The 5,115-nt window shown below is 41.6% G+C and carries 5 protein-coding genes; 3 read left to right on the top strand and 2 right to left on the bottom strand.

Annotated elements, in window-relative coordinates; genetic code table 11:
• The first annotated feature begins 207 nt into the window (after window positions 1–207).
• The gene (locus CW734_RS01115; protein WP_068487683.1) at window positions 208–1,023 is read left to right on the top strand and encodes a ZIP family metal transporter; all 816 of its coding nucleotides are present in this window, start codon (window positions 208–210) and stop codon (window positions 1,021–1,023) included.
• A gap of 45 nt (window positions 1,024–1,068) precedes the next feature.
• Here the strand turns inward: CW734_RS01115 and CW734_RS01110 are convergent, their stop codons facing one another.
• Window positions 1,069–2,031, bottom strand: a complete 963-nt coding sequence (locus tag CW734_RS01110) for an arsenic resistance protein (RefSeq protein WP_101189117.1) — start codon at window positions 2,029–2,031, stop codon at window positions 1,069–1,071.
• Between the two features lie 102 nt (window positions 2,032–2,133).
• Between CW734_RS01110 and CW734_RS19865 the strand changes: the two genes are divergently transcribed.
• Together CW734_RS19865 and CW734_RS01100 are read left to right on the top strand one after the other, a co-directional pair.
• Complete coding sequence (locus CW734_RS19865) at window positions 2,134–2,340, top strand: Ada metal-binding domain-containing protein (protein WP_101189098.1); 207 nt, start codon at window positions 2,134–2,136, stop codon at window positions 2,338–2,340.
• Window positions 2,341–2,621: 281 nt separating this feature from the next.
• Window positions 2,622–3,422 carry an SMI1/KNR4 family protein gene (locus CW734_RS01100; protein WP_101189116.1) on the top strand — a complete coding sequence of 267 codons (801 nt, stop codon included), beginning with the start codon at window positions 2,622–2,624 and terminating at the stop codon, window positions 3,420–3,422.
• Between the two features lie 273 nt (window positions 3,423–3,695).
• Here the strand turns inward: CW734_RS01100 and pdxR are convergent, their stop codons facing one another.
• Window positions 3,696–5,090, bottom strand: coding sequence for a MocR-like pyridoxine biosynthesis transcription factor PdxR (pdxR, locus tag CW734_RS01095; protein ID WP_101189118.1), 1,395 nt, complete (start codon window positions 5,088–5,090; stop codon window positions 3,696–3,698).
• Window positions 5,091–5,115 lie beyond the last annotated feature (25 nt).

Genomic DNA, 5,115 nt, shown 5'->3' with positions numbered 1-5,115 from the left:
TGACTATATCACCAAATAACTCGCTGCTTTATAAATCAAGTTACCATACAGGTTTTCAAAAGAAGATGATATGTAAAGCTCATGAAGAAGTGAGCTTTACTCAGCTTTTTTTATTGCATTTAATTAACTGAACCCACCTTTTTTTGCTCGAAACAAAACATAGCATCAAGTTTTTCGAAATACATTTTTCATAGGAGGAAAATTGATATGATGGAGTTGTTTAAAGGTCTAGATCCAGTTGTTCAAGCATTTATTGGTACATTATTCACATGGGGCATGACGGCACTGGGCGCAGCGTTAGTATTTACTACAAAAGGCGTCAATCAACGTTTCCTGGATAGTATGCTTGGATTTGCTGGAGGGGTAATGATTGCAGCAAGTTATTGGTCGCTTCTTGCTCCTGCCATTGATATGGGAGAAGGTGGCTCTTTACCAGCTTGGATGCCTGCGGCCATCGGCTTTTTACTGGGCGGCATATTTTTATGGTCAGTAGATAAAATCCTCCCTCACCTTCATCCAAATGCATCCTTAGAAAAGTCTGAGGGATTCCACTCAGCTAAAAGAAAGAAGAGCTCTTTGCTTGTTTTCGCCATTACACTACACAACATTCCCGAAGGGCTAGCAATCGGCGTGGCATTCGGAGCTGTGGCTGCTGGATTTCCGTCGGCCTCTCTAGCAGGTGCAATTGCTTTGGCAATCGGCATCGGTATCCAGAACTTCCCGGAAGGCCTAGCTGTCTCCATGCCTCTTCGACGCGATGGATTTTCGCGGCGAAAAAGCTTTCTTTACGGTCAATTCTCTGGGATGGTTGAACCGGTCGCCGCCATCATCGGTGCGCTGGCAGTGGTGTTTATAGAACCCTTACTGCCTTATGCATTGAGCTTTGCAGCAGGTGCAATGATTTTTGTAGTCGTTGAAGAAGTAATTCCAAGTTCCCAAGAAAAAGGGAATTCAGACTTGGCTTCGATGAGTTTAATGGTTGGGTTTACAATCATGATGATTCTTGATGTCGCCCTCGGCTAATTTCAAGTAAGCTCCGAACCTAGGCCTGTGAAACGGATATTATATTTAGCTTTCTCCTATACTTGCTCTCCTTAGAGAAAGCAACAACTGGGAAACGAGTGCTAGAATGGGCAATTCGATCAACGGGCCGATAACCAAGGCCAAGGCGATTAGAGGCTGGTCCGGAAAGGCGACAACTGCAATGGCCAGTGAGACAGGCGAATTACGTGCGATAGTCGTCAGGCTTAAGCTCACCGTATCTTCATAGGAAAACTTCAGGGCTTTCCCTGCTGTTTGCACCAAAATAAAATTAATAATAAAGAACAATAAAACAGGCAGCAGCAAGATGGAAATGATTTCAAGATTATTAAGTAGGTACTTCCCTTGAGAAGCAAATATCGCCATAATCGCCAAAGATAAAAAGAAAATCTGTGCGGTAGCGAAAAAAGAGACGAGTTTCTCATTCAAGAAGGCTTTTCTCTTCCGCAAGGCATAACGCGTCAAATGTGCTAGCGCAAACGGAATAGCCAGTACGAGGACAATGCTTTTGCCGATAGTCGACAATGGAATCGGCTCAATTGTGCCAGCGAAAATGAATAGGTAAACCGGCAACAGCACGACCTGCAGAATCAAATTAATCGGCAAAACGGACGTGGACAAGGGCACATTCCCTTTGGCAATGGAAGTGAACATGAGGTACCAGTCTGTACAAGGCGTTACCATCAGCATGATAAATCCAATCCACAGGGCTGGATGATCTGCAAGGAAGATCGCCCCAAGTCCCCAGGCCACTAAAGGTGTCCAGACAAAATTGATAAGCATACTGACAGTGAAAAACTTGCGATTTTCAAAAGCATCCTTCAGGTACTGCAATGGAATGGTTAAAAATAATCCATAGAGCATCAGCAATAAAAATGGCACGATGAAGGATTCGGCGTATTGCTCAAAAAAGTGGATCTGGCCAAATAAAAGGCCGAGTCCAACTGCGCTTAGAATAATGACGGTTTGAAATTTCTCTAATATGTTCATAACGACACTCCTTCTATAAAAGAGAGAAAGTGTGCGCGACTTACTCTTCTCTATCAGGGTAACGGAAGTGGTATCCGATTGCTTTGTTAATTTTGATTGTGAATCCGAACGGAGGAGAAAACCCTGAAAAGCTATTGGTGGCAATTAAATTCTAGCAATAACAAAGGGTATGACGCAGAATTCTATTACGCCCTCTCTACAACCAAAACTATATTCCGACCCTCTTGTCCTTCCCGTACCTCAACCCCTAAAACGTGTCGATCTTTTCCACAGTGGCAGAGGTCATTCCTCAAGAGCGAACTGATCTAATAGTGTAAACACAGTTTCTTCTATCCTAAATTAGCTGTTTCACATCATTCATAAAAGACAAATTCTCAAAATAAAGGGAAAGAAGAATGCAGTTAGCAACCTCTTCTTTCCCTTTCTATTAATGTAGCTACCGATAATCCGGCATTATGTAAACGTATGGATATTAAAAATTTTTTAACTTCCTATTTTTGGTGAAACGGATATTTTCAATCATTTTGTTTTATTATGGTTAGTAACAATATTAAACAAGACTATTCAATAGAATCTAAGGAGGTTACTTGATGCACATATGGGCTAAGGAAGTCGAGGATGATTATAAGTTACCAAAAACTTCAGAAGTAGAGATTGAAAAAACAGAAAAACAACTAGATATGGAATTGCCAGCTTCTTATAAAGAGATTCTTTTAGAACAAAATGGCGGTGCTATACAGTACAATTCAGTGAAGAAGAAAAGTCATCTTGAAACCAATGCGTACATTGAGATTAATCACATATATGGTTGTGGTCAAGGTGGTATTTTAGATTCAGATTATCTCATTAATGAATGGGATCTTCCGAAAAATATTCTTATTTTCAGCGGAGATGGGAATAGCTTTTTTGCTCTTGATTACAGAAAGGATTCAGTAAACCCTTCGGTGATTTATTTGGAACCAGAAACTGAAGAAATTATTGAAGTAGCCCATACATTTGATAATTTCTTAAATAACCTTTCAAAAGAAGAAGTGTTTTTCGAAAATGACGAAGACGACGAAGATTGGGGCACTTCTGAAGAAGCAGCTGAAACTATCTTTTCGGGAAATGATATTCTATTAATCGAAGAGACTTTATTAAATCTTCAATATCCAGAAAACCATAAATGGTATTTCGAACAGCTCTTGAAATGCGCTACTCATTCAGAGGTACTAATTAGGGAAACTGTTACTAATATCTTAAATAACAATCTTGAAATTTACATTATTGAGTCGGATAAAAACTTACATTTTTTACTTGAAGAAATAATCGAGAAATTAATCGCAGACAAGAACGAAAGCATAAGCTCAGAAGCCAGGGAAATAAGAAAAAGAATAAAGTATAAAGTATAAAGTATAAACACTTTTGAGAAAAAGGTATCCTATTTCCAATGTGTACTCCTTCTCTCAAGGATTCTCAGTGCTTGTAGGAGAATGTCCGGTAAATTTGCTAAGTAGTAGGAGATTAAATGAATACTACACTAAAAAAAGACTTCTTCTAAACAGAGGAAGTCTTTTTTAAATATTCTTCAATACCGCAAAAGGACAACCTCTAGTTTAGCTTCTCCACTTCCGATAAGGGGTCATATGTAAACTGGATAAGTGTTGACGTTATCAATACTTAAATTAAAGTCCCCAGCTTTCTTTTAGCAGCCGAATTCCCTCTTCGATTTCAAGTTCGGATAACCCGCCAAAACCCAGCAGCACTTCCGGTTCCGTTCTTTCCCTTTCGCCTCCGTAATACACCGAAGTCGGATAGACTTTCACCCCGTTCCGGCTGGCGCTTGCGATCAACTCGTTTTCGGACATGCCATTCTGGACGTTCAGGATGATATGCAACCCTGACTTCTCGCCGATGATTGTTACGCATTCGCCCAAATCTTCCTGTATTGCTGCCAGCAGCCGAGCCTGCTTTTTCCGGTATAAGGTCCGCATTTTATTCAAATGTGTGGCCCAATGTCCGTTGCTCATGAAGCGGAACAGCGTGTCTTGATGAAGACGGGATACCGTTTGCTTATACAAGGAAAAATTCGTGCGGTATTTCTCAAGTAAGCTTGACGGCAAAACAAGGTAGCTGATTCGAATCGAGGGGATCAACGATTTCGAGAACGTGCCCATGTAAATGACACGGCCATTGGAATCAAGCCCGTGCAGCGATGGAATCGGTTTTCCTTTGTAGCGATATTCACTGTCGTAATCATCTTCGACAATATAGTTATGTTGTTCTCCAGCCCAGTTTAACAATTCCATCCGGCGAGAAATCGGCATAACCATGCCATAAGGAAATTGATGGGACGGTGTGACAAAGACTACTTCGGCTTTACTGCTCGCCAACTCTTTCACTGATAGGCCCTCTTCTTCAACCGGAATCAACTCGACATCAACGCCTTGATCTTGTAAAGCGACCCTAGTCCGGTGGAACCCTGGAGACTCCAGCGCATATGTCTTCTCTCTTCCGATGACCATACACAACAAGCCAGTCAGCACTTGCGTACCGGCTCCGAGCAGAATTTGATCTGCAGAACACCGAACCCCTCTTGATTGGAACAGATACTGGGCGATTTGTTCCCGGAGACACGGCTCCCCTTGGGGATTTCCGTTGTAAAAAAGTTCACTTCCGTCCAAATAAAGACTCTTCACCGACAATTTTCGCCAGACTGAATAAGGGAACTGCTGCAAGTCTACGTGGCCGGAATTGAAATCAATTTTGTATTGTAGGTTCTTCTCTTTCTTAGCGGTTTGAGAAGAAGGCACAGAATCGCCAATCAGCTCTTCTACCTCCTGTACGTAAAAGCCTTTCCGCTGTTCACTTCGGACATAGCCTTCTGCCACTAATTGGTTGAAGGCAGCTTGGATCGTGTTTACACTCACTCCTAGATGAATCGCCAAGTTTCTTTTAGAAGGCAGCTTTTCTCCAGCCGGTATGTTGCCTGCACCCATCTCCTGTTTTAAGAAAGACGCTAATTGGAGGTATAAAGGATTCTCTTTTTCACTTTTGAAATCAAGGGTAATTTCAAGCATGCATATGCCTCCAATATATTCTGGT

The organism is Planococcus sp. MB-3u-03, assembly GCF_002833405.1.
In the GTDB taxonomy this organism is placed as follows: Bacteria; Bacillota; Bacilli; order Bacillales_A; family Planococcaceae; genus Planococcus.
Note: the sequence above shows the minus strand (reverse complement) of the source record. Positions and strands in the feature narration are given on the sequence as shown.

Bases quoted from the DNA above. Each gene is read 5' to 3' on its own strand.
- CW734_RS01110 (WP_101189117.1), bottom strand. From the start codon at position 2,031: ATGAACATATTAGAGAAATTTCAAACCGTCATTATTCTAAGCGCAGTT.
- CW734_RS01115 (WP_068487683.1), top strand. From the start codon at position 208: ATGATGGAGTTGTTTAAAGGTCTAGATCCAGTTGTTCAAGCATTTATT.
- pdxR (WP_101189118.1), bottom strand. From the start codon at position 5,090: ATGCTTGAAATTACCCTTGATTTCAAAAGTGAAAAAGAGAATCCTTTA.
- CW734_RS01100 (WP_101189116.1), top strand. From the start codon at position 2,622: ATGCACATATGGGCTAAGGAAGTCGAGGATGATTATAAGTTACCAAAA.